We start from the raw sequence: 19,696 nt of genomic DNA, 5'->3' as shown, positions 1-19,696 counted from the left end.
GGTCTAGATGTACTAACTAGCGGCGGGCACCTGCCCCGCCGCGGCCGAACGCACCTTCTCCCCCGCCCGCAGGAAGCTACCCGTCCGTTGCTTGCCCAGGATGTCGGCCGGCTGGCCGTCAACCACGACGGCCCGGCCGCCAATCAGTACCGTGCTGACTGTTGCGTCGTTGCGATTGACCATCCGTGATAGTCCCCCGTACGCGGCTACGGACTGCTCGGCGTACTCGGTCAGAGATCCATCGAGCTTCTCCGGATCTACCACGAAAAGATCTGCGCGGTCGCCAATTCGGAGATGACCGGCATCGATCTGGTACCAATCGGCGAGCTCACCGGTCAGCCGGTGTACGGCCTGTTCGATGGTCATGAACGGCTGTCCGGCTAGTTGTGCCTCGAGTACATGCCGCAGTAGCCGCAGCCCGAAATTGTAGAAAGCCATGTTCCGCAGGTGGGCACCGGCATCGGAGAAGCCAAGCTGAATGCCGGGATCTTGCGCGAGCTGCTTGAGCACCCCGGGGCGATGGTTGGAAATCGTGGTCCGCCAGCGGATTGCCGTGCCATGTTCGAGCACCAAATCAAGAAACGCGTCGACGGGATGTAGCCCCCCGCGATCCACACCGACCTGCCCGAAGGACTTACCGACCACCGACGCATCCGGGCAGGCTACGATCTCGGCGTCGAAAAAGTCTCTGTGCCAAACTCTTACGCCGAACTTGCTCTCATACTCCTTGCGAAACCGCCTCCGGTACTTCTCGTCACGCAGCAGCTCATTGCGCTCGACTTCATCCCGCAAGTGCAACGCCGCGGCACCCGCACCGAATTCCTCGAAGATCACCAGATCGATGCCATCGGCGTAGACCTCGAACGGCACGGGCAGATGCTGCCAGCGAAAGTTGCCGCCCAGCGTGTTGACGATGCGGGCCACCGGTCCCATCGCCCGGATCGCGTACGGGTTGGCCTTGATATCGGCGGCCGAGAGTAGTGATGTCGATAGCCGCTTGCGCAGGATTCCCAGAGACTGGACGGCCTGAGACAACACGTTCAAGGGGTTCTCAATGTCCGGGCCGGATTGCAGCGCCCGATTCCTTTGGCGAAGTTGTGATTTCAGCTTCCGTAACTCGCGCGGCTTGGCGTAGGTCGACGGCAGCGTCCGGGAACGACACACATCGCCATCTAGCTTGTCGAACAGGAGCTGCTGAGACGACATCCCCACGAAACCGGCGTCCAGGGCCTCGGTCAGCCAGCGGTCCATCTGTGCCTGCTCACTGGGTGTGGGTCGTTCGTTCTTGCGGGTGGCACGGTCCAGCCCCATCACCGCCGCGCGCATATCCGAATGCCCTAGGAACGTCGCGATGTTCGGCCCCAGGGGTAGTGACTCAAGAGCCGCGATGTACCCACGCGCGTTGGTCCACGTCTTATGTTGATCCACGGCCCCGATGACGTGGTCACGCGGGATCGCTTCCACTCTGCCGAAGATGTCTCCGGCATCGATGCCACTGACATGCACCACCGACAGCGAGCAGGAGCCCAGCAGTACTGTCGTCACCCCATGACGAACCGACTCCGATAATGCGGGAGCGGCAAGTACCTCGACGTCGTAGTGGGTGTGGATATCCACCAATCCCGGGAGGACCCATTTTCCGGTGGCATCGATGATGTGCGGACAGTTCGTCTCGTCGAGGTCGCCATCCGAGACTGCGGCGATGTGGCCATCCTTGATGCCGATGTTTCGGATAGCGGACGCCGCGCCGGTGCCATCGAACCATCGCCCGTTCTTGATCACCGTGTCGAACTGGACGCCGTCATGGGAAGCCATGGTGAATTCTCCTTATAGTACTGCTATTTCACGGGCGCGATACGAAGCGCCGGTAGGACATACCGCCGAAAATGGCGACGTAGTGAGGCTGGATCGTCCGGATCCATGCAGTTTCCGGGGACGCTTCCCAGGCTGATCATCACGCGAGCGATCCATTCGCTGGCTTCCTCGACATCGGTGCGCGCGTGGATCTCCCCGGCATCGCGGGCCGCCTCCACATACGGGCGCCAGAAGGCGGCGAGGTCCGGTACCAGACCCTGAACGCCGGCTCCGGCGCAGGCCATGAACTCCTCGGGCTCGCGCACCCGGATCCGCATGAGCAGGGTGCCCGGATCGTCGTATGCACGTCGGCCGATCTTCACTCCGGCCACCAACCGAGCCTCGAACCCGTCGATGTCCGCGAGCTCGGCGGCAGACTGTGCCCAGCTGATCTCGATCAACCGGATGATCGCCGCGCCTACCAGGGTCTGTTTATCGGGGAAGTGGCGATAGAGCCACGACCGCGAAACACCCGCTTCCTCAGCTACATCCGTCATCGTCGTCGCACGAATCCCCTTGTCGGCCAGAATTTTTTCGGCCGCGTCCAGCAGCCTCGCGGCCACCGATGCACCATCGGGATCGGGTATCGCACCTTCATCGAACACCGCAGTCATGCCCTCAATGTAAACAAGGTGTGGACACATTTCAAGATCTGTGTACACTTCGAGTGCACAGATTTCTGAAACTGTTCAGAGACGACCGCATCGCCGCGGTCGTATTTCTAGGAGTGCCATGACCCGACCCAATATCGCGATCATCGGTGCCGGCATCAGCGGGCTCACATCCGCGAAGATGCTGTCCGACTATGGAGTTCCCTTCACCTGCTTCGAGACGTCAGATCGAATCGGCGGAAACTGGGCATTCGGCAATCCCAACGGCCACAGCAGCGCCTACCGCTCCCTGCACATCGATACCTCACGGCATCAGCTGTCCTTCCGCGACTTCCCCATGCCTGACAGCTATCCGCATTTTCCCCACCACACCCTGATCAAGCAGTACCTCGAGGACTATGCGACAGCCTTCGATCTCAGACCCAACATCGAATTCCGCAACGGCGTCGTGCACGCCGAGCGACTATCGACCGGCGGCTGGGAACTGCTGACGCAGAGGGGTGAACGCCGATTGTTCGACCTGCTCGTCGTCGCCAACGGTCATCATTGGGACCCCAGGTATCCCGACTTTCCGGGCACATTTACCGGCACCACACTGCATTCGCACCACTACATCGATCCGCGCACTCCCCTGGATCTCATGGACAAGCGAATTCTGGTGGTGGGTCTGGGCAATAGCGCGGCGGACATCGCGGTGGAACTATCGTCACGAGCGACGGGAAACACCGTTACCCTCTCCACCCGATCCGGCGCCTGGATCGTTCCCAAGTACGTCGCCGGACAACCCGCCGACAAGTACTTCCGCACCAGCCCGCACATACCGATGGCATGGCAGCGCAAGCTCTTTCAGATGATGCAGCCGATCATGTCGGGTCGCCCAGATCAACTGGGGCTGCCGATGCCGAACCACAAGTTCGGCGAGGCACACTTCACTCAGTCCGTGGAGCTACCGCTGCGACTTGGATCCGGTGACATCACCCCCAAGCCGAACATCAGCCGCTTGGACGGTGACACCGTGCATTTCGAGGACGGCACATTCACGGACTTCGACGTGATCATCTTCGCGACCGGCTACAACATCACCTTCCCGTTCTTCGATCCGGAATTCCTCAGTGCCCCGGGCAATCGCATCGACCTATACAAACGGATGTTCAAGCCCGGCCTGGACGACTTGATCTTCGTCGGTCTGGCGCAGGCTGTTCCATCGCTTTTCCCCTTCGTCGAATGTCAGGCGCGCCTGGTGGGCGCCTACGCGGCGGGCAAGTACCGATTGCCCTCAGTCGACGAGATGAATGCGGTGATCGAGGCAGAGCATCGCAAGTACACCGGGCACATGCTTGATCGCCCGCGCCATACCCAGCAGCTGGACTACTTCCTCTACGAACACGATATGAGAACCAAGGAGATCCCCGGCGGATTTGCGCGGGCGGGAGGAGCGGCGTGAACCGACGGAACATCCGATTCAGTAGCCACGGAATCGACTGTGATGCGTGGTTTTACCGAACTCAGACGTCAGCGGAGCCGGCTCCTGTCGTGGTGATGGCGCACGGCCTGGGCGGCACCAAGGACTCGGGGCTAGAACCGTTCGCCGAACGGCTGGCCGCCGCCGGCATGCATGCCCTGGCCTTTGACTACCGCGGCTTCGGATCATCTGACGGCTTTCCCCGGCAACAAGTTTCATTCAGTCGTCAGATCGGTGATTATCACGCCGCGGTGAGCACCGCGGCTCGTCTTCCCGGCGTCGATCCCACGCGAATTGTCCTGTGGGGTGTTTCCCTGGCGGGTGGGCATGTGCTGGCGGTCGCCGGCGCACGCAACGACGTGGCGGCTGTTGTGTCGGTGACGCCCTTGGTGGACGGCATCGCGGCAGCACGGTCCGCAATGGGTGAACACAGTGCCGGTGCCCTCATGCGCTCTGCGCTGACTGGCGTCCGCAGCCGGGTGGGCCGCGGGCAGCGCACGATCCCGATCGTCGGGCACCCAGGAGAACTGGCGGCGCTGACGTCTGACGGATACTACGAGGCGCATCTGGAGATCGCGGGCCCCTCCTGGCGCAATGAGATCGACGCGACGGTAGGCACTCAACTTGCCTCCTATCGCCCCACTCGCTATGCCGCGCGCATTGACTGTCCCGCTCTGGTGCAGATCGCTGACTTCGACCAGGCAGCGCCGCCGCACGCCGCGGCCAAGGCCGCCTTCAAGGCCCGCGCCGAGGTGCGGCACTACCCGTGTGATCACTTCGGTGTCTACCAGGGCCAGGAATGCTTCGATTCCGTGGTGTCCCACCAAATCAGCTTTTTGACGAGACATCTGGGTGTCAGGGCGGCGTCGCTTACCCAAGCAGTCCATGGTTGAGACCATCCAGCAATTGGTCCGCGCGCGGGCCACCGATGACAACGCGGGGCTCGTCTATCGGGGTGTGACGTGGACGTGGCGCGAGCACATGGCCGCGGCGGCTCGTCACGCCGCGGTACTGATTCGGATGGCCGACCCTGATCGGCCGCTGCACATCGGCACCCTGCTGGGCAACACACCCGCGATGGCCACGGCGATGGCCGCCGCCGCCCAGGGGGGGGTACATCCTGTGCGCCATCAACAGCACTCGGCGCGGAGAGGGGTTGGCACGCGATATCTACAAGGCGGATGTACAGATCCTGCTGGTGGACGCTGACCATGCGCCTCTACTCGAATCGTTGGATCTGCCCGGTGTCGTGGTGATCGATGTCGACGGTGCGGATTGGCAGCGCGAGGTCGCGGAAGCCGGCGAGCTAGAGCCCTGCCGAACCGCCCAGGCCCTCGATCCCTTCATGATGATCTTCACCTCCGGGACCAGTGGGGACCCGAAGGCAGTTCTGGTGACGCACATGATGGTTCTTGTTGCGGCCCAGTCATTGGTGGCTCGATTCTCGCTGTCCGCCGCCGACGTCTGCTACGTCTCGATGCCACTGTTCCACTCCAACTCCGTGCTGGCCGGATGGGCTGTCGCGGTCGCTGCGGGTGCCACGCTTGCCCCGGCGAAGTTCTCCGCGTCGGGCTTCCTCGCCGATATTCGGGAAGTCGGCGCCACGTACATGAACTATGTGGGCAAGCCGTTGGCCTACGTGCTGGCTACGGAGGAACAACCCTGCGACGCATCCAACCCGTTGCGCGTGGCCTTCGGAAACGAAGCCTCCGACCACGACATTGCCGAATTCGCACGGCGATTCGATGTCACGGTGTGCGACGGATTCGGTTCGACGGAGAATGCCGTCATCATCACCCGGGAGGAAGGAACTCCCACGGGATCCATCGGCAAGGGTTTTCCCGGTGTCGGGATCTACGACCCTGACACCTTGAGCGAATGCGCCACAGCCCGGTTCGACGCACACGGCATCCTGGCCAACCCGGATGAGGCGGTCGGTGAACTGGTGAATACCCAAGGGGCGGGCTTTTTCTCCGGGTATTACAACGACGACGACGCCACCGGCGAACGGATGCGCCACGGCATGTACTGGTCGGGCGACCTCGCATACCGGGATGGCGAGGGTTGGATCTACCTGGCGGGCCGGACTGCCGACTGGATGCGGATCAATGGCGAGAACCTGGCGGCGGCACCCATCGAGCGGATTCTGCAGCGGCACCCCGCGGTGAGCCAGGCAGCCGTGTACGCGATTCGCAATAGGCGGGACAGCGACGAGGTGATGGCGGCGCTGGTACTGCGGGATTCGTTGACGCAGTCGGGTCTCTCCAGGTTTCTCGCCGCACAGGAAGATCTGCCACGGATTGGCTGGCCGCGATATGTGCGCTTGGCACGTAGCCTGCCCAGCACCGCAACCAACAAGGTGCTCAAGCGCGCGCTGATTTCGGATGGCGTTGATGTCGGCGACGACGAGCTGTGGCATCGCGACGAACGCGGCGCCGAGTATGAGTCCGCGGAGAACTCCCGGTAGCACTGTTCAGGTCGCCGGCCTCCGCGCGCGGAGGCGGGCATCGGAATGGCCAGCGATGTGTGGTCGGACGCCCCACCCCAGCTGGTTCGGGCGTAGCGTCCGGGTATGGCGCACGTGATGCGGACTCAGGTGTGTGTCGCCGGCGGAGGCCCCGCCGGCTTGGTGCATGCGCTGCTGCTGGCGAGGGCAGGGATCAACGTTGTCGTTCTGGAAAAGCACGCCGACTTTCTGCGCGATTTTCGCGGGGACACCGTTCATCCGACCACCATGCGCATCATGGATGACCTCGGGTTTATCGACGAGTTTCTGCGACTGCCACATCAGAAGGTCGATCACATCGCCTTCGATGGCGACGGGCGGTTGCGCACCTTCGGTGATTTTCGCGCGCTGGCGTGGTTGGGGTACAAGCAGCCATACATCGCGTTCATGCCGCAGTGGGATTTCCTCGACTTCGTGGCTGAGAAGGCCGAGCAATACCCGGAATTCACGCTCGTCCGGAATGCGGAGGTCACCGGTCTGATCGTTGACGGCGACCGAGTGGTGGGCGTGCGGACACCCGACCTGGAGGTGCATGCCGATCTGGTCATCGCGGCGGACGGTCGCACGTCCGCCGTACGCGCCGCTTCGGGACTGGAAACCGCCGACGAGAGCTCACCGATGGATGTGCTGTGGTTCCGGTTGAACCGGCGACCGGGTGATCCCGACGAGACATTCGCGGTCCTGCGTAGAGGCCTGTTGTTGGCCATGATTCACCGCGGGGACTACTGGCAGGTCGCCCATCTCATGCCCAAGGGCGCCGGAGCACACAACGGCTCGCTGGACGCATTCAAGGAGCGGTTGATCACCGCCCGCCCGCAACTGCGCGAGCACGTGAACGATCTGCGGTCCTGGGATGACACCAGCCATCTCGATGTCCGGGTCGATCGGCTCAAGACCTGGTGGCGGCCCGGTCTGCTGTGCATCGGCGATGCCGCGCATGCCATGTCGCCCGCCGGCGGAGTCGGCATCAACCTGGCCGTCGCCGATGCGGTGGCAGCCGCCAACATCCTCGTGGATCCGCTGTGTAAGCGGTGCGTCACCGACGAGGATCTCGCCAGGGTGCAAGGCCGGCGCGAACTGCCGACCAAGGTGGTGCAAGCGTTTCAGGTGTTCGTCCAGAACAACGTCATCAAGCCGGTTCTCACCGGCGACCTGTCCCCCATCAAACTGCCATTCTTTGTCGGACGGGGCCCGCTCAAGTTCGTGCCGCCCATCGCGGTCGGCAGAGGTTTACGTCCGGAGCGGGTGCACACCCCGGACGTGCACTAGCGGCTCGGCTCAGTGGGCCGCGGCATCCCAGCTGCGGCCATAACCCACCGAAACCTCAAGGGGCACATCGAGCGGATAGGCCGAACCCATGGTTTCGCGTACCAACGCCTCCAGCGTGTCCCGTTCGCCGTCGGCCACTTCGAAGAGCAGCTCATCATGCACCTGAAGGAGCATGCGCGACCGTAATCCCTTGTTTCGCAACGCCTTATCGGTAGCGATCATCGCGACCTTGATGATGTCGGCGGCGCTGCCCTGGATCGGCGCGTTGAGCGCCGCACGTTCGGCCGCCTCACGCCGCAGGCGGTCGCCACTGTCCAAATCGGGCAGGTAACGGCGCCGTCCGAGCACCGTCGAGGTGTATCCGTCCTTACGTGCCTGATCCACCACGGCATGCAGGTACTCGCGAACGCCGCCGAACCGCGAGAAGTACTGATCCATCTGCTCTTTGGCCTCGTCGTTGGAGATCTTGAGCTGGGTGGCCAGTCCGTAGGCCGACAGACCGTAGGCCAAGCCGTAGGACATGGCCTTCACGCGACGACGCAACTCACCGGTGACCTCGTCGATCGGCACCCCGAAGGCCCGGGCTGCCACGAATGAGTGCAGGTCCTCGCCGGTGTTAAACGCTTCGATAAGACCCTCGTCGGCCGACAGGTGCGCCATGATGCGCATCTCGATCTGGCTGTAGTCGACAGTCATCAGCTCGGAGTGGCCCGCACCGACCACGAAGCCATCGCGGATCTCGCGCCCGGCCTCGGTGCGCACCGGGATGTTCTGCAGGTTTGGCTCTGTCGATGACAATCGGCCCGTGGCCGCGATCGTCTGATTGAAGGTGGTGTGAATACGCCCATCCGCGGCAACGGATTTCAGGAGCCCGTCGACGGTGACCTTCAGCCTGGTGACGTCGCGGTGAGTGAGGAGGTGCTCCAGGAATGGGTGCCCGGTCTTGTCGAAGAGCGTTTGCAGCGCGTCCGCATCGGTCGTGTAGCCGGTCTTGGTCTTCTTGGTCTTGGGCATACCGAGCTCGTCAAACAGCACCACCTGGAGCTGTTTGGGAGAGCCCAGGTTGATCTGCTTGCCAATCACCGCATAGGCGGCGTCTGCGGCCTCCCGGATACCGGTGGCGAATTGATTCTGCAGGGAGGTCAGGTGGTCGATGTCGACCGCGATACCGACCGCCTCCAGCCCCGCCAGTACCCGTAGGACCGGTAGTTCCATGTCGGTGAGCAGTGCCGCCGACTCGATGCGTTCGAGTTCGACGTCGAGCGCATCGGCGAGGTCGATGACGGCACGGGCACGCAGCATCTGGGCCTGGGATAGCTTGGCCCCGTCCGCGCCGTCTTCGTCTAGTAGCGAAAGCTGTTGCTCTCCAGTGTCTTCGGCGCGCAGTTCACGGCGCAGGTACCGCAATGACAGGTCGTCGAGCGCGAAGCTGCGCTGCCCGGGGCGGACCAGGTAGGCGGCGAGTGCGGTATCGGAGGTGACACCGGTAAGTGGCCATCCGCGTCCGGCCAGCGCGTGCATGGCCTGCTTGGCCTCGTGGAGCGCCTTGGGGCGAGCCTCATCGGCGAGCCATTCGGCGAGAGCTGCCTCATCCTCTGGGGTGACCGTCGTGGTGTCGATGTACGCACCATCTCCGTCGGCGGAGGCGATGGCGATGGCCGTCGCATCGCCGTCATAGGGCGTGTAGGTCCCGACTACCGCGAGGCCGCTACGGCGGCCATCCGCGGTGTGTGCCGTCAGCCACTCGGCGACAGTGCCCGGCTCCAATGCCTGTCCCGCCAGCTGGAAGCCCTCGTCCACTTCGGGCTCCACCGCTTCCAGGGTCTCGAACAGCCTGTCGCGCAGCACCCGGAACTCGAGATCGTCGAAGAGGCGGTGTATCTGGTCGCGGTCCCAGGGTGCCACGGCGAGCTGGGCGGGCACATACGGAAGCGGCACCGTGCGCACCAGATCGGTGAGCTCGCGGTTCAGAACCACCGATGCCAAGTTCGCGCGCAGTGACTCGCCGACCTTTCCGCGCACGGTATCGGCCTTGTCGATCAGTTCTTGTAAGGATCCGTATTCGAGGATCCACTTGCTGGCGGTCTTCTCGCCGACGCCGGGGATCCCGGGGAGGTTGTCGCTGGGGTCGCCCCGCAGTGCTGCGAAATCGGGGTACTGGGTGGGTGTCAGCCCGTACTTCTCCACCACTGCCTCCGGCGTGAACCGGGTGAGGTCGCTGACACCCTTGCGCGGATACAGCACCGTCACGTCCTCATTGACAAGCTGCAGTGCGTCGCGATCACCGGTGACCACATAGACCTTGAAGCCCTCGGCCTGCCCCTGGGTGGCCAGGGTGGCGATGATGTCGTCGGCCTCGAATCCTTCCTCGGCGAGCACCGTGATGCCCAGGGCCTGCAGCACTTCCTTGGTGATGTCGATCTGCCCGCGGAACTCGTCGGGCGTGGCCGAACGGGTGGCCTTGTAGTCGGGGTAGCGCTCGGAGCGGAATGTCTTGCGGGAAACGTCGAAGGCGGCCGCCACATGCGTCGGCGCCTCGTCGCGCAGCAGGTTAATCAACATCGAGGTGAACCCGTACACCGCGTTGGTGGTCAGGCCGGACTGCGTCTTGAAATTCTCGGCCGGGAGCGCATAAAACGCCCGGAACGCCAGGGAGTTGCCGTCGAGCAGCAGGAGGGTCGGCTGTTTGGTCCCGGTCTTGGTTACAGGCGCAGTCACAGTCCTACCCTAGGCAACGGGGGCGACAGCACCTACGACCCCGACTCCTACTCGTCCCCTGATCCGTAGGGCCGGGTGAGGATTTCCAGGTAGTGGCCCGCCGGGTCCCGGAAGTAGACCCCGCGACCGCCGTCGTTGTGGTTGATCTCGCCTGGATGTTGTGCCCGCGGATCTGCCCAGTGCTCGAGACCGCGATCAGTGATGCGGCCGTAGATCGCGTCAAAGTCGTCCTCGTCGACCAGGAAGGCATAGTGCTGCGGGGTGATGTCATCGCCCGCGATGGTCGCGAAATCCAGATTGCCGCCGTGCTCGAGGGTGACGTTGAGGAACGGACCGACTTCCTGTGCGGAAGGCAGCCCGAAGATTTCGGTGAAGAAGCGCGCGGACGCGCCGCGGTCACGTGAATGAATGATGGTGTGGTTGAACGCGATACCCATGGAACCTCGCTACTTCGCCATCGCGGCATTGTCAAGGGCGGCGTCGAACAGGGCCCGGTGGCCGCGAATCACCTCGTGATGGCCGCGTGCCCAGAGGACCAGGGCGGCGGAGATGCTGTGCAGATCGAGTCCCAATGGCGTCAGCGCGTACTCCACCCGCGGTGGCACCTCGGCGAATGCGGTGCGCGTGACGAGTCCGTCACGGCGCAACAACATCAGCGTGCGGGTCAGCATGCGCTGCGAAATGCTCGGTACGGCGTCGTGGAGCTCGGTGTATCGGCGCGGGCCGTCGTGCAGCGTCGCGATGATCAGCACGCTCCATTTGTCGCCCACGCGGTCCAGGACCTCGCGGATGAACTCACCCTCTGCCAGCCCCACCCCGGCGCAAATACTCGGCAAAGCGGGGCTCTCGCGTTCCGTCACTACGCACATCCTTGTTCGCCAGCGCACACACGTGTGCCTTTTGTAAGAGGTTCAAAACTTCTTCATGATGGTGCTACGCACATATCAGAAGAAATGATACGACCAGGAGGTTAAGGATGGACAGAACCATGCTGGTGCTCGGGGCCGGCAGTGGCACCGGCGCGGCGGTGGCTCGTAGATTTGGCCGTGAAGGTTTCCACGTCGCGGTGGCGGGCCGGCGGCGCCAACCACTCGATGCCTTGGTGGCAGATCTCGCCGAGGAAGGAACAGCGGCCACCGCCTTCCCGACCGACCTCACCGATGAGGTCCGCCTTGCGGAGCTCCTTGCAGCGGTGACCTCTACGCTGCCCCCGATCGAGGCCATTTACTACGGCCCCTCGTCGCCGGTGACGTTCACCCCCGCACGCCAACTCACCGTGGCCGAGGCCGACCGTTACTGGGGGCTGCTGGTGCGCCCATTGATTCACACGGTGTCGACCACACTGCCCGGGATGATCGAGCGGGGACGTGGAGCAATCCTGGCCGCCATTGGCGGTACCGGCGCCAGGGCGATGCCGGAGATGAGCGGCCCCGGCCCGGCAGCCGCCGCGGCACGAAATTATCTGCAGGGACTGCATTTTGAAGTGGCACCGCGTGGTGTGTACGTCGGGCTGCTGACCGTAGGGGCACTCATCCTCGGTAGCGAGATGGCGGCCGTGACCCCTCGCGACGCCTACGAGTTCCCGACGGTCGAGTCGGCGGCGTTGGCCGAGCAGTTGTGGGACATGTCTGCCGTCCGGAACGCGTTCGAGAATTTCGTGCCGACGGACTCGATATTTGGGCCATGATCCCGCCAGGCGGGAGACAAAACTGACACACGTTTCAATTCACTCATGAGCATGGGTAATCTGACCGGGTGCCTACAGATCAAGCCCCTGCCGTCGACGGCTGGTTCGACACCGACGAATCCGGCCAGCCCCACTTGATAGGCGGCAAGTGCACACAGTGCGCCACCATCGTGTTCCCGCCGCGTGCCAACAACTGCCCCAACCCGGCTTGTGACAGCGATGTTCTGGATCAGGTGCCGCTGTCGTCGCGGGGCACTGTGTGGAGCTACACCGAGAACCAGTACGCACCGCCGCCCCCGTATCCGGTATCCGACCCGTACGAGCCGTACGCGATCGCCGCGGTCGAACTGGCGGCCGAGGGCATCATCGTGCTCGGCAAGGTGGTTACGGGCACCGGCGCCGCCGACCTGAAGGTGGGCCAGGCCATGGAACTCGCACTCGAACCGCTCTACACCGACGACGAGGGCGTGCAGCGTCTGGTCTACGCATGGAAGAAGGTCTCGGCATGAGCCGCACCCCGGATCCGGTCTACATCCTCGGCGCGGGCATGCACCCGTGGGGTAAGTGGGGACGTGACTTCACCGAGTACGGCGTCGCCGCGGCCCGCACCGCACTGCAGGACGCCGAATTAGATTGGCGTCAAATTCAATTCGTCGCCGGAGCGGATACCATCCGCAACGGCTACCCGGGCTTCATCGCCGGCTCGACCTTCGCCCAGAAGCTGGGATGGAACGGCGTGCCCATCAGCTCGACGTATGCCGCCTGCGCCAGCGGCTCGCAGGCCCTGCAGAGTGCCCGTGCGCAGATTCTCGCCGGCTTCTGCGATGTGGCGTTGGTCATCGGAGCCGACACCACGCCGAAGGGCTTCTTCGCGCCGGTGGGCGGCGAGCGCAAGGCCGACCCGGATTGGCAGCGTTTCCACCTCATCGGCGCCACCAACCCGGTGTACTTCGCGATGCTCGCGCGGCGCCGGATGGACCTCTACGGCGCGACTGCCGAGGATTTCGCCCAGGTGAAGGTGAAGAACTCTCGGCACGGTCTGAACAACCCGAACGCCCGGTTCCGCAAGGAGTCCTCCGTGGAGGATGTGCTGGCCAGCCCCGTCGTGTCGGACCCGCTGCGACTGCTGGACATCTGCGCCACCAGCGACGGCGCCGCGGCCCTGATCGTGGCCAGCGCCGATTTCGCGAAAAAGCATCTCGGTTCGGTCGAGGGTGTCCCGTCGGTGCGCGCGGTCGCCACGATCACCCCCAAGTACCCGCAGCATCTCCCGGAACTCCCGGATATCGCCACCGATTCCACCGCCGTGGTGCCGGCACCCGACCGCGTGTTCAAGGATCAGATCGTCGACGCCGCTTACGCGGAGGCCGGTATCGGTCCCGAGGACGTGAGCCTCGCCGAGGTGTACGACCTCTCGACTGCCCTGGAACTGGACTGGTACGAGCACCTGGGCCTGTGCGCCAGGGGCGAGGGCGAGCAGCTGTTGCGCAGCGGTGCCACCACGGTGGGCGGCCGGATTCCGGTGAACGCCTCCGGCGGCCTGGCCTGCTTCGGCGAGGCCATCCCGGCCCAGGCCATCGCGCAGGTGTGCGAGCTGACCTGGCAGCTGCGCGGGCAGGCCGGTGATCGGCAGGTCGAGGGTGCGCGAGTCGGGATTACCGCCAACCAGGGCCTGTTCGGTAACGGTTCGTCGGTCATCGTCGCGCGCTAGTCGCGCTCCGTGGTGATCGTCGGGCGTTAGCCTCAAGCGATGGAACGACAGTTCCACGCATACGGCCCGTCGCACTGGGTGATTCTTGCCGTATTCGTGCTCGGCGCAGTGCTCTTGGTGTCGCGCGGGCGCAGGCTTACCGACGTCGGCGCGCGGCTGCTTGGTCGTGTGCTCGGTGCGGTGACCGCCATCATCTATGCCGTCATCTTCATCGCCGGATGCATCCCGATGCGCATTGATGTCTCGATGCCCCTGCGGCTGACCGACCTGGCGACCGTCGTCGCAGCATATGCGCTGTGGTCCCAACGGTATTGGGCATATGCGTTGACGTACTACTGGGGATTGGTGCTCAGTAGCCAGGCGCTCATCTCCCCCGTGCTGACCGGCTCTGACTTTCCGGGCCACGAGTTTCTCGCGTTCTGGTCGATACATCTGCTCGTGGTGTGGGCGGCCATCTATCTCACGTGGGGACGGGGCATGCGTCCGACGTGGCATAGCTATCGCCTAACTGCCACCGTCACATTGTCCTGGGCAACTCTCACCATGACGTTCAACGCCGTCGCCGGGTCGAATTATGGCTTTCTCAACGAGAAACCGGCCACGGCAAGCCTTTTGGACCTGATGGGCCCGTGGCCCTGGTATGTGGTCTTCGCGGCCATGTTGGTTCTGACAGTCTGGGCATTGATGACCTGGCCGTGGGAGCGGGCCGCGGGTAGAACAGGAGAAGGTCAGACAACGCCGAGATAGGCGGACCGAACGCTGTCGTCCTGCAGCAATTCTCGTCCGGCGCCCGATCGAACGACCGACCCGGTCTCCAGGATGTAGGCGTGATCAGAACGGCTCAGTGCCTGCTGCGCGTTTTGCTCGACCAGAACCACCGTCGTCCCGGAGGCGTTGATCTCCTCGATGATGTTGAAGATCTTCGTGATCAACAACGGTGCCAGACCCATGGACGGCTCATCGAGCAGGAGGATCTTCGGCCTGGCCATCAGCGCACGTCCGATGGACAACATCTGTTGTTCGCCGCCGGAGAGAGTGCCGCCCTCCTGGTGCCGGCGTTCGGCGAGCCGTGGGAACAATGCGTTGATCCAGTCAAGGCGTTCCCGGCGTTCCGCCCGTGACTTGAATTTGCGCCCGTAACAACCCATTTCGAGATTCTCGGCGACGGTCATGCCGGGAAATATCCCCCGCCCCTCGGGCGCCTGGACGATTCCCGCCTTGACACGCTTGTGCGCCTTCATCTTCGAGATGTCCTGACCCTCGAAATAGATGGACCCGGCGCTGAGCGGGACCAGACCGGAGATGGCACGCATGGTGGTCGACTTACCGGCGCCGTTGGAACCGAGCAGGGTGACCAGCTCACCCTCCCGAACGTCCAGGGACAACGTGCGAACCGCCTGGATCGGGCCATAGTGGACCCCGACGTTGGTGAGTTTCAGCTGTACGGGAGGCACTTACCTCTCGCTTTCAGTATCGGGCGCGGCCGAGTCGAGCCAACCGGGTCCGTGGAATTCCTCATCGGCCACTCCTAGGTACGCCTCGATCACCGCCGGGTCGTTTCTGACCTCGGCGGGCAGGCCGTCGGCGATCTTCCTGCCGAACTCGAGTACAACGATGCGATCGGTGACGCCCATGACCAGCTTCATATCGTGCTCGATAAGCAGGACCGTGTACCCGTAATCGCGGATGCGCTGAATCAGCTCGATCAGTGATTCCTTCTCACTGGGAGTGAACCCGGCGGCAGGCTCATCCAGACAGAGCAGCTTGGGCTCGGTGGCCAGCGCCCGCGCGATCTCAAGTCTGCGCTGACTGCCGTACGGGAGGTCTTTGGCCTTGATGTCGGCGACATCGGCGATGCCGACGAAGTCGAGCAGCCCCAGTCCCACGTCGACGGCATAGTGTTCCTCGCGCCGGTGCCGTGGTGTGCGCAGTAGCGCGCCCAGCACCGAGGTCTTGTGCCGGGCGTCGGTACCTACCGCGACATTCTCCAGGGCCGTCATCTCGCCGAACAGACGGATGTTCTGGAAAGTCCGGGCGATGCCGCGCCGGGTGATCTGGTGTCGCCGCATTCTGCGCAGCGGTTTCCCGTCGAACACGATGCTGCCCGATGTCGGCTTGTACACGCCCGTGATGGCGTTGAAGCAGGTCGTCTTGCCGGCACCGTTCGGGCCGACCAGACCGAGGATCTCGCCACGCCGGATATCGAAGCTCACCCCGTCGAGGGCTTGCAGGCCACCGAATTTGAGCGTCAGTCCCTTGACCTCGAGCAGCACCTCGGCCTCGGCGGAATCAGTCTCGTCGTCAGGATCCTCGGCCAGGTCCACCGCGGTTTCGGATCCGGTGAGCTCGACACCCTCCGGCTCATCCTCAGGACTGACCTTCTCGTGCTTGGTCATACCGGAGCCTCGGCTTCCTCGGGCTTCTTCGCGCCAATTCGCTCAGATGCCTTGCGCCAGTATGCCATCAGCTTCTGCTGCGCTGGGAACAAGCCCTGCGGCCGGAAAATCATCAGCACAACCAGCGCCAATCCGAAGAACAGATACTTCAGATTCCCGAGGTCCACGCCCTGCACTTGCACGCCGAGAAGACGGTTCGGCAGGTACACGATGATGAACGCGCCGAAGATCACACCGAGCTTGTTGCCCTGCCCACCCAGTACGACGGCGCACAGGAACAGCATCGAGTTGATGATGTTGAAGGTGGGCGAGGCCACGTACTGGACCTGGCCCGCATACAGAGCACCGGACAATCCACCGATGCTGGCACCAATCACGAAGGCCCACAACTTGAACCGAAACGTCGGAACCCCCATCATCTCGGCGGCATCCTCGTCCTCCCGAATAGCCACCCACGAGCGGCCAACTCGGCTGCGCTCAAGATTGCCCATCAGTATCAGCACCACCGCGATCAGGCAGAGCCCGAGCCAGTACCACCACACGCCATAGTTGAGGTGGCCACCCGAATTGCCGCTGGAGAAGACACCGCCACGGACGTACTGCTCCCCCACATGCGGATACGCGATCTTGTGCAGGCCCCGTGGTCCGTTGGTGACCTCCAGATTGTCGGCGAGCAGCCGGATGATCTCGCCGAATCCCAGCGTGACGATGGCCAGATAGTCACCCCGTAGCCGGAGCGTGGGTGTGCCCAGCACGAGGCCGAAGAAGGCGGTGATCGCGACGGCGATCGGCAGACAGGACAACCATGCCCAGCTCGAACTGAAGAAGGCCGATGTCCCCATCCGATTCCACGGACTGTCGGGACTCGTGAGCAACGCGACCGTGTACGCGCCGATGGCGTAGAAGCCGACATACCCAAGATCAAGCAACCCTGCTTGCCCTACAACGACATTCAGGCCTATCGCAATCAGCGCTACCATCGCGAACTGCGCCATCACCGGGCCGAAGGCCGTGTTGGGGGTGTCCAGTAACGGGATCTTCCATACCGGCAGCAGCGCCATGAGCGCGAAACCGATGGCCCCGTACGCCCACTGGACAGGGCGTGCCAGCTCGGACCACCACCGGCGTATCGAGTCACCGGGCGCGAGTGCGCGTGCGGCCGTCATGCCTTCGCCCGCCCGAGGCTCTCACCGAGAATGCCGGTGGGACGGAACATGAGTACCAGCACCAGTAGGACGAATGCCACCACGTCGCGCCATTGTGTGCCGAACACCGCTTGCCCGTAGTTCTCCATCACGCCCAGCAGCAGGCCGCCCAGCAGCGCACCCCGCAGGTTGCCGATACCGCCGAGCACTGCGGCAGAGAATGCCTTGATACCCAACAGGAATCCGCCTGAGTAGATGATGCCCTGCGGCACCTTCAGCGTGTAGAGGAGCGCGGCCGCCCCGGCCAATAGACCACCGATGACGAATGTCGTCATGATGATGCGTTCACGCGATACGCCCATCAGCGTCGCCGTTGTCGGATCCTGCGCGACCGCGCGAATACCACGCCCGAACTTGGTGTGGTTGATCGCGATGTCGGTTAAGAGGGCCAGCACCAGGGCCGCCGCCACCACCACGATGGTGACGTTGGTGAGCGTGGCCTGGAAAGGAATGTGACGGCCGCCGATGTCAAAGGGGCCAAAGGTCCAGACTGGCCTGGGCGTCACCAGGCGGATCGGCTGCTGTGCATTGCTGCCGCCGTATCTCTTCAAGATTTTCGGCAGCACGAAATGCACGAATTCCTGGATGACGAAGGACATTCCGATGGCGGTGATGAGGAACGTCAGTGGCCGCGCGCCGCGGCGCCGCAGCGGGCGGTAGGCGACCGCTTCTAGTCCTAGCGCCGTGGTGGCCGACACCAGCATCGCGACGAGCATCGCAATACCGAGGTACAGCACAGTGAGCGATACGCCCTTGTTATAGGCATTGCCGCCGGGCGTGAAGCCGAGTACGACATCCAGGGCGAAGTACGCCCCGAACATGCCCAGCATGAAGACCTCGGAGTGCGCGAAGTTGATGAGGCGTAACACCCCGAAGACGAGCGTGTAGCCCACCGCGACCAAGGCGTAGATGGCGCCCCACGCCAAACCGTCGATCGTCAGCTGACCGATGCTGTTCCACAGTCCGTGCAGATCGAATGAAATTGTGCTGGCCTGCACACCTGTCTGTGCCATCCACCCCGAAATCATTTGCGGCTGAGCCTAGTCCCCTCGTATGTCCTATGTGACCTTATACACCCAGATAAGCGTCGAGGTTAGCTCTCCGTTCTCGTTCCACTTGTACTCACGCGCCACACCCTGCCCCTGGTAGTTCCGCACCCAATCAACCAAACCGGCCCGCGTGGTCCTTCCGGCGTCAATACCCTTGACCAAGATCGTCGCAAGGTCATACCCCTCGGTGCTGTACGTCCCGGGCTCCTGCGAGAACTTGGCGGTGTACTCCTTGGCGAAGGTGTCCGAAGCAGGCCCGCACGGGCAGGACAGCAGCGCGTCCTTGGCCGAGTCACCGGCCTGCTTGACGAACTCCATATCCTTGGTGCCGTCCGCGGACACGAATGTGGCGGTCACCCCGGCGTTGCGCAACTGCTGCACCAAGGGGGCCGCTTCGGCGTAGTAACCGCCGAAGAAGACCGCGTCCGGTGTGGCGCTCTTGAGCTGAGAGACCGCCGCGGAGAAATCCTTGTCCCCCTTCTTCACCGAGGCGTTGCACTCGGTTCCGAGCGTCCCGCGCACCGCGTTGGCAAGCCCGGAACCGTAGTCGGTGCTGTCGTCGACCACGCAGATCTTCTTGTACCCAAGCGTCTTCTTGAGGTAGTTGGCAACGGCCGGGCCCTGCACCCCATCGTTGGCCAGGCCGCGGAAGAACGTCTTCCAGCCCTGCTGGGTGAGTGTCACGTTAGTGGCCGAGGCCGTCGTCGAGACCAGACCGGCCTCACTGAAGATCTGGCCTGTCGACTTGGTCTCCCCGGAGAAACCCGGCCCGATCAGTCCAATGATGGTCGGGTCGCCGATGATTTGCGGAGCAATGTTGCTCGCATTCTGTGGCAGCCCCTCGGTATCGAACTCGCGGAGTTTGATCTGGCAGCCGGGATTAGCGGCGTTGTGCTTGTCGATGGCCAGTTTTGCCCCGTCGAGGATGTTGATTCCCAACGCCGCGTCCGGGCCGTTGAGGGCACCGGCCATCGCCAGGGAAATGTTGGCGCACTGCGCCTTTCCATCACCGGCAGGATCGGCTGCCGACTTCGCGTTGGACGCGGGGACCTCCGAGCCATCCTGAGCGATCTGCACCAACGGCGAGATCTTCAGGCTGGTCTGGTTTGAATCGTCCGACTGAGTACCGGCATGACAACTGGCCAGGGCGAGGGTCACCGCGCCCAGCATGATCAGACTCGCGCGTGCACGCACGATTACCTCCGGATGGCTGGGGCTGACAGGGCGA

17 protein-coding genes and 1 pseudogene are annotated in these 19,696 nt (G+C 63.5%); 8 read left to right on the top strand and 10 right to left on the bottom strand.

Going from position 1 to position 19,696, the window contains the following annotated elements; translation table 11 throughout:
* Positions 1-12 precede the first annotated feature (12 nt).
* Together B4400_RS16485 and B4400_RS16480 are read right to left on the bottom strand one after the other, a co-directional pair.
* Entirely contained in the window at positions 13-1,815 is a 1,803-nt protein-coding gene (locus tag B4400_RS16485; RefSeq protein ID WP_078312507.1) for an N-acyl-D-amino-acid deacylase family protein, read from the bottom strand.
* A gap of 23 nt (positions 1,816-1,838) precedes the next feature.
* Positions 1,839-2,468, bottom strand: coding sequence for a TetR/AcrR family transcriptional regulator (locus tag B4400_RS16480; RefSeq protein ID WP_078312506.1), 630 nt, complete (start codon positions 2,466-2,468; stop codon positions 1,839-1,841).
* Between the two features lie 118 nt (positions 2,469-2,586).
* On the opposite strand from B4400_RS16480, the gene B4400_RS16475 reads away from it, so the two are divergent.
* From B4400_RS16475 to B4400_RS16460, 4 genes and pseudogenes are all read left to right on the top strand, one after another.
* Positions 2,587-3,909 carry a flavin-containing monooxygenase gene (locus tag B4400_RS16475; RefSeq protein ID WP_078312505.1) on the top strand — a complete coding sequence of 441 codons (1,323 nt, stop codon included), beginning with the start codon at positions 2,587-2,589 and terminating at the stop codon, positions 3,907-3,909.
* Entirely contained in the window at positions 3,906-4,820 is a 915-nt protein-coding gene (locus B4400_RS16470) for an alpha/beta hydrolase (protein WP_078312504.1), read from the top strand. The genes B4400_RS16475 and B4400_RS16470 overlap by 4 nt, the downstream gene beginning before the upstream one ends.
* Positions 4,813-6,394, top strand: a pseudogene (gene fadD1 / locus B4400_RS16465) (fatty-acid--CoA ligase FadD1). Before B4400_RS16470 ends, fadD1 begins: the two are co-directional and overlap by 8 nt.
* A gap of 105 nt (positions 6,395-6,499) precedes the next feature.
* Positions 6,500-7,702, top strand: coding sequence for an FAD-dependent oxidoreductase (locus tag B4400_RS16460; protein WP_078312503.1), 1,203 nt, complete (start codon positions 6,500-6,502; stop codon positions 7,700-7,702).
* A 9-nt stretch (positions 7,703-7,711) separates the two neighbouring features.
* Here the strand turns inward: B4400_RS16460 and polA are convergent, their stop codons facing one another.
* From polA to B4400_RS16445, 3 genes are read right to left on the bottom strand one after another with little or no spacing between them, the layout of a single operon-like run.
* Positions 7,712-10,420 carry a DNA polymerase I gene (polA, locus tag B4400_RS16455; RefSeq protein WP_078312502.1) on the bottom strand — a complete coding sequence of 903 codons (2,709 nt, stop codon included), beginning with the start codon at positions 10,418-10,420 and terminating at the stop codon, positions 7,712-7,714.
* Between the two features lie 47 nt (positions 10,421-10,467).
* Positions 10,468-10,857, bottom strand: coding sequence for a VOC family protein (locus B4400_RS16450; RefSeq protein ID WP_078312501.1), 390 nt, complete (start codon positions 10,855-10,857; stop codon positions 10,468-10,470).
* Positions 10,858-10,866: 9 nt separating this feature from the next.
* Positions 10,867-11,289, bottom strand: coding sequence for a winged helix-turn-helix transcriptional regulator (locus B4400_RS16445; RefSeq protein WP_078312500.1), 423 nt, complete (start codon positions 11,287-11,289; stop codon positions 10,867-10,869).
* A 107-nt stretch (positions 11,290-11,396) separates the two neighbouring features.
* On the opposite strand from B4400_RS16445, the gene B4400_RS16440 reads away from it, so the two are divergent.
* The 4 genes from B4400_RS16440 to B4400_RS16425 all read left to right on the top strand — a co-directional run bounded on the left by B4400_RS16440 (position 11,397) and on the right by B4400_RS16425 (position 14,565).
* A complete protein-coding gene (locus B4400_RS16440) occupies positions 11,397-12,107 on the top strand; it encodes an SDR family NAD(P)-dependent oxidoreductase (RefSeq protein ID WP_078312499.1) in 711 nt (236 codons plus the stop codon).
* A gap of 68 nt (positions 12,108-12,175) precedes the next feature.
* Positions 12,176-12,616, top strand: coding sequence for a Zn-ribbon domain-containing OB-fold protein (locus B4400_RS16435; protein WP_078288150.1), 441 nt, complete (start codon positions 12,176-12,178; stop codon positions 12,614-12,616).
* Positions 12,613-13,818, top strand: a complete 1,206-nt coding sequence (locus B4400_RS16430) for a lipid-transfer protein (protein WP_078312498.1) — start codon at positions 12,613-12,615, stop codon at positions 13,816-13,818. Before B4400_RS16435 ends, B4400_RS16430 begins: the two co-directional genes overlap by 4 nt.
* 39 nt (positions 13,819-13,857) lie before the next feature.
* Positions 13,858-14,565, top strand: coding sequence for a YwaF family protein (locus tag B4400_RS16425; RefSeq protein WP_078312497.1), 708 nt, complete (start codon positions 13,858-13,860; stop codon positions 14,563-14,565).
* Here the strand turns inward: B4400_RS16425 and B4400_RS16420 are convergent.
* Genes B4400_RS16420 through B4400_RS16400 form a run of 5 tightly spaced genes read right to left on the bottom strand, consistent with a single transcriptional unit; the run spans position 14,547 to position 19,662 of the window.
* On the bottom strand, positions 14,547-15,272 hold the full coding sequence (locus tag B4400_RS16420; protein ID WP_078312496.1) for an ABC transporter ATP-binding protein: 726 nt from the start codon (positions 15,270-15,272) through the stop codon (positions 14,547-14,549). The two genes, B4400_RS16425 and B4400_RS16420, sit on opposite strands and share 19 nt — an antisense overlap.
* Positions 15,273-16,214 carry an ABC transporter ATP-binding protein gene (locus B4400_RS16415; RefSeq protein WP_139361437.1) on the bottom strand — a complete coding sequence of 314 codons (942 nt, stop codon included), beginning with the start codon at positions 16,212-16,214 and terminating at the stop codon, positions 15,273-15,275. It lies immediately after the preceding gene.
* Entirely contained in the window at positions 16,211-17,380 is a 1,170-nt protein-coding gene (locus B4400_RS16410) for a branched-chain amino acid ABC transporter permease (RefSeq protein WP_078312495.1), read from the bottom strand. The genes B4400_RS16415 and B4400_RS16410 overlap by 4 nt, the downstream gene beginning before the upstream one ends.
* Positions 17,377-18,447, bottom strand: coding sequence for a branched-chain amino acid ABC transporter permease (locus tag B4400_RS16405; RefSeq protein ID WP_078312494.1), 1,071 nt, complete (start codon positions 18,445-18,447; stop codon positions 17,377-17,379). The genes B4400_RS16410 and B4400_RS16405 overlap by 4 nt, the downstream gene beginning before the upstream one ends.
* A gap of 30 nt (positions 18,448-18,477) precedes the next feature.
* Positions 18,478-19,662, bottom strand: a complete 1,185-nt coding sequence (locus B4400_RS16400) for a branched-chain amino acid ABC transporter substrate-binding protein (RefSeq protein WP_139361436.1) — start codon at positions 19,660-19,662, stop codon at positions 18,478-18,480.
* Positions 19,663-19,696 lie beyond the last annotated feature (34 nt).

Source organism: Mycobacterium sp. D16Q13 (assembly GCF_002013375.1).
Classification (GTDB): domain Bacteria; phylum Actinomycetota; class Actinomycetes; order Mycobacteriales; family Mycobacteriaceae; genus Mycobacterium.
This window is presented reverse-complemented; position numbering and strand designations above follow the sequence as displayed.